4 protein-coding genes are annotated in these 5,004 nt (G+C 34.9%); 1 reads left to right on the top strand and 3 read right to left on the bottom strand.

Features of this window, described 5'->3' with window-relative positions; all coding sequences use genetic code 11:
* Nucleotides 1-523: 523 nt before the first annotated feature.
* The 3 genes from PVA17_RS24300 to aepX all read right to left on the bottom strand — a co-directional run bounded on the left by PVA17_RS24300 (nucleotide 524) and on the right by aepX (nucleotide 3,781).
* The gene (locus PVA17_RS24300) at nucleotides 524-1,621 is read right to left on the bottom strand and encodes a 2-aminoethylphosphonate aminotransferase (RefSeq protein ID WP_274069268.1); all 1,098 of its coding nucleotides are present in this window, start codon (nucleotides 1,619-1,621) and stop codon (nucleotides 524-526) included.
* Between the two features lie 125 nt (nucleotides 1,622-1,746).
* Nucleotides 1,747-2,874 (bottom strand): phosphonopyruvate decarboxylase, encoded by a 1,128-nt coding sequence (aepY, locus tag PVA17_RS24295; RefSeq protein ID WP_132359537.1) that lies wholly within the window; start codon nucleotides 2,872-2,874, stop codon nucleotides 1,747-1,749.
* A 4-nt stretch (nucleotides 2,875-2,878) separates the two neighbouring features.
* Nucleotides 2,879-3,781: a phosphoenolpyruvate mutase gene (gene aepX / locus PVA17_RS24290; protein ID WP_274069267.1), complete on the bottom strand. Its 903-nt coding sequence runs from the start codon at nucleotides 3,779-3,781 to the stop codon at nucleotides 2,879-2,881.
* A gap of 304 nt (nucleotides 3,782-4,085) precedes the next feature.
* Here aepX and PVA17_RS24285 point away from each other — a divergent pair, with 304 nt between their 5' ends.
* A complete protein-coding gene (locus PVA17_RS24285) occupies nucleotides 4,086-4,850 on the top strand; it encodes a YheC/YheD family protein (RefSeq protein WP_274069266.1) in 765 nt (254 codons plus the stop codon).
* The last annotated feature ends 154 nt before the right edge of the window (nucleotides 4,851-5,004 follow it).

Raw genomic sequence — 5,004 nt, 5'->3', positions numbered from 1 at the left:
GGATATTAAAGCTACTAAACGAAAATGAATAAGGAATAGAGACAGAAATAAGGCACTTCCTGTTCAAAATTGAACAAGAAGTGCCTTATTTTTATCTGAAAAAGGTTCGCTATTATAAAACCGTAAGTTTTTCAGTACCCGCAAAAAATGGTGGCTGTTTCTTAAGCTCTGCAACTCATTGGTTACTCTGAAACTATTATTCCTTATAACCATAAAAACTTTAGTTCATATAACTTCCCTCAAACCCTTATGGACCACATGACAACTTGAATAAGTATGAAGGACATAGACCCCAGGAACACAATCGTCTTATAGTGTCTGACGTACATCAGACCAACTTGAAAAAAGATAAGAACCTTACTATAATTTTTAACCCACCCGTTAGCGAGCTATGTAGCGCAAAAAACAACGCTAACTACAGAGAATAACAGATTATTTCGTTCTTTCGTGGGAGTTGAATAAGGAAAAGCATTTATTACTATCACTACATAAGTTGTAGATTTTAAACTGTTCCGTGAATAATTCAGGTTTGAAGATATTTTTCTAATAAAGTTAAAAAGAGCTCGATATCATCTTTGCTAAGATCACCAATGTTGGCTACCCTAAAAGAATTTAATTGATTAAGTTTTCCAGGATATATCGTTATTCCGTTAGCATATAAAAAATCATGCATTTCTTTAAAATTATAATTTTCACTTTCGGGCTCTACTATTGCTGTAATTATTTTCGAATGGTGCTCCACTGGGACGAGATAACTTAAACCAAGCCTAGAAAGACCTTCTATTAAGGTTTCCCAACATTTAGAATATCGTTCATATCTTTCTTTCACTCCTTCTGCTTTTAATTCTACAATCGCCTGTTTTAGCGCATAGATAGTTTGCACAGGTGGCGTAAAACGCATCTGTCCTGTCTCGATGAAATGGTCATATTGAGCATAAAGATTCAAGTAATAATTTGTCGGTTTTTTTGTTTTTCCTTTTTCTAGTTCGCTTTTTTTTGCAATTACAAAAGAGACTCCTGCCATGCCTTGAAGGTTTTTATTGGAACTAGCCGCCAAATAACTTATTTTCATGTTACTCATATCAATAGGGATAGCTGCAAACGAACTCATTGCATCTACCATCATATTAATCTCATTTTCTTCACAAATGGAGCCAATCGATTCTATATCGTTTAATAATCCCGTTGTAGTTTCATTATGCACGACAGCTAGAAAAGAAACTTTTCTTGGAATGCTTTGAATGAATGACTGTAATTGATCTAAATTAATAGGTTGATCGGGTGGACTTAAAAACTCAATCCAATCCAACTGATAAGCTTCTGCAATTTCACACATTCTTTTTCCATAGGCTCCATTATTTATAATTACTAAAACCCCATCAGTCATAACCGAACTTAAGATTGACTCCACAGCAGCAGTACCTGAACCACCGAATAAAACGGTTGTATATTGATTCTCTTCTGAAACTAAACTAGTAATTTCTGAAGTAACAAATTGCAATAATTGGCTGAAGTCATCTTCACGAGGGCAAATATCAGGTACCACTTGTGCGTATTTAACCGTATCTGTTGTAGTAGCAGGTCCGGGATTCAGTAATATATTTCTAGTAATTTTCTTCACGGTACTCCTCCCTTTCATTATATTTCACTTTTATACGCAGTTCGAATTCTCGCTCTAACTAAGTTTTCGTCCTGTAAAGAGGATTATTTATAGGTAAGTTCAACCCGCTAATATGTTCAGAACAATTATTTAATAAATCTCTGTAGACGAGTTTTGATTTCACTTGGCGTTACTTTTGGGCGTCCTAGATTTTGTTTAGATCCCTTTGAGATTTTCAAATAAATAAACGTCAGCCCTTTTGTCATTTTCCATTCTTGTATACACTCTTCAAGCTCACGTAAATTATGGATATAGTATGACTTTTCATACCCGCAAGACGCAGCAATTTCGACCATATTAACATTGTGAGAAACGGTATTTTGCCCTCCAGTTGAATCGTGAACTTGATTATCTAGAAGAATGTGTAGCATATTTTCAGGTTGATAGTAGCCATTTGTAGATAAGCTCCCCATTCGCATAAGGAGGGAACCATCTCCATCAATAACAACTACATCTATATCTTTTCGCGTGTGGGCTAATCCTAATCCTAAAGAACCAACACAGCCCATGGAGCCAACCATATATAGATTATTATCAGCATCCTCGACCTCATATAGTTCCCTTCCTGTTTTACCAGTTGTCGCCATTAATACTGTTTTCATATTTTTGAGTCCATTTATCACTTTTAAAGTGTCAAAACGACTTGGCAGTTCATCTACGTCCGTTTTTTCACTTTTTATCATATTTTTATGATTAAGTCGTTGCTCTATCTTCAATTTCTCACTTTTAAATGTTTCTTTTCTCACTACAAAAAAGAATGGTTGATTTACTTCAATCCACTTGTTAGCTTCTTCAAGCTGTTTCTTTGCCTCACTATTATCAGGAGATAAGAATTGCCATTTTATTTGCATAAGATCTAATAGTTGTGTCGTAATTTGCCCCATTAATTCATGCTGGGGTTCATCATTCACCCCGGGTTCTCCACGTAGACTTACAAACCCAAGTACAGGTATCTGAAAGGGGTAGTTTAAAGACGTCAAGGGAGAAATACAATTAGTTAGACCAGAGTTTTGCATTAAAACAACTGATTTCCTTCCCCCAAGGTATGCTCCAGAGGCAATTGCTACAGCATCACCTTCGTTGGCTGCAGCAATATATTCACATTCATTTATGGAATAATTAATAAGATTCTTTAAAAATGAACAAGGAACTCCACTGTAAAAGTCAAACCCAAGTCTTTTAAGCTCATTTCCAAATTCTTTTGTATTTAACATATCATCACTCCTTTTCGGATTGTGATTGGTTATTAGTTGATGGCAAATATTTCTCCTCTGCCTTTTGAAGCTCCTCGGCATCTTGGAGTCTAAAAATCTCTTGCACACTTACGATCGATTTCTCTGCTTGAATGAGACTTTCATCTTTTAGGATTTGTTTTGAGATGTTCTGTATAGCAGTGATCGATGCTCTTAAGTTATGGTTAGCCCAGATTGCCGTACTTATGCCTACTTTTCTGAATTCATTCGTTGGAGTTGTATAATATTTTGTAGGCACAATAACCACTGGATGCCTTCCACTCCATTCCTTCATAAATGCTTCAATCTCGCTAAAATCCGACTTTTTACTATGCACAAGAATTGCATCGGCACCCGCCTTCCTGTAGGCTTCCGCACGTTTAAGGGCCTCATCTAATCCTAAGCCTGCAATAAAAGCCTCGACTCTAGCTACAACCATAAAATCCTCATCCGCTTGAGTATCTTTCATTGCTTTGATTTTCCCGCAAAATTCTTCAATCGATGCGAGATGCTGTTTTTCTCCATTAATAAATGAGTTCGTTTTCGGAAAAATTTTATCCTCGATACAGACTCCGGCAATATCTAATTGTTCTAGTTTTCTAACTAACCTCCGCGCATTATTAAAATTTCCATATCCCGTATCCCCATCTACTAGAATGGGAATTGTTGTCGTATCACTCATAAATTCAAGTATATCTAATACCTGCGTCCATGATGCTTCATTATTATCTCTTACACCTAATGATCCTGAAATCGATAGACCGCTCGCCCAAATCCCTTTAAAACCGACTTCCTCTACAATTTTTGCGGAAAGACCATTATGGGCTTCCATTAAAAATTCAAGTTTATCTGAATATATTATTTTTTTTAATTTCGTCGTTTTTTTCAATATCTCCCATCCCCTTAATCGACATATCATATTATCATATGACTAAAAGTAAAGATAAGCAGGGCAGATACATTAGAAACTAATGATTGTGAAATCAAAAATGGATAAATAGGAAACAATCATAATGCTACTTTTCTAGTGTATGGACTCTAGCACAAAAATGGGAGAGATTTATCATGCTACCAAGCCCCACCCATGCAAAATAAATCTATTTACATAAAATACAGTAACCCCTCTACCGTGGAGAGGACTACACTATTAATACAAAAGAAATATAAATATCTTACTGAAAGAGGTGCGTTTATTGAAAAATACACTTGGAAAATGGCAACAATTCTTACTTTTAACACAAAATCCTTTAACATCTACCTTCATTCCAGAATCAACACTTTACAGTCTAGAAAACTTAATCAATTTATTAAATAAATATGAGTATGTTTATGTGAAACATAATAGCACTGGACAAGGAAGAGCAATTTATAAAGTCAACAAACGAAAAGATGGACACTATTGTTTTAACGGTTTTACCATGCAAGGTGAAGAAATAAATAAGTGTGTGGCAGCAATTGAAGATTTCCATCAAGTTCTACATCCATATGTGAAACACGATAAATTAAGCGGAAATTATATCATACAGGAGGGGATCATAAGTCTTACCCCTAATGGGCATTCTACGTCCATTCGTGTTCATGTTCAAAATCTAAAGGGAGAATGGATAATTGGTGGGATTTACGGAAGGATCGCAACTGAGGACCATGGGATTGTCAATTCAAATCGAGGTTCTCAAATAATACCGATTGATGAATTATTATCAGATTATATGATGATGGAAAAGACAAAGAAAGATAAAACAATAGATTCTCTAAAAAAAGATTCAATTTTAGCAGCTGAAGTAATAGCATCCCACTTTCCTTGTAGAGAATATGGCATTGATTTCGGATTAAATCTTGAAGGAAAACCTATATTATTTGAAGTAAATACAACGCCAAGCATAAGTAGTTTTGCCAAAATTGATAGGGCGATCTGGAAGAAAATTGTTGAGATTAGGAAAATGCAAAATGAAGGCTAAGTTTGAAATATAGTGACGTATTTTTTATTAAATTCGAAAAACCTAGTAGTTCAGCAAAGCATACAATAGATTTTAATAACTCTGAATTTTTTTTGGATTATTCAGGAAACACTTTTACCAGATGTTATTAAAAAATAAAAGATAACCTCTTTAG

Source organism: Lysinibacillus sp. CNPSo 3705 (assembly GCF_028674935.1).
Taxonomy (GTDB): Bacteria; Bacillota; Bacilli; order Bacillales_A; family Planococcaceae; genus Lysinibacillus.
The sequence above is the reverse complement of the archived record's forward strand: the minus strand, read 5'-3'. Positions and strand labels throughout refer to the sequence as shown.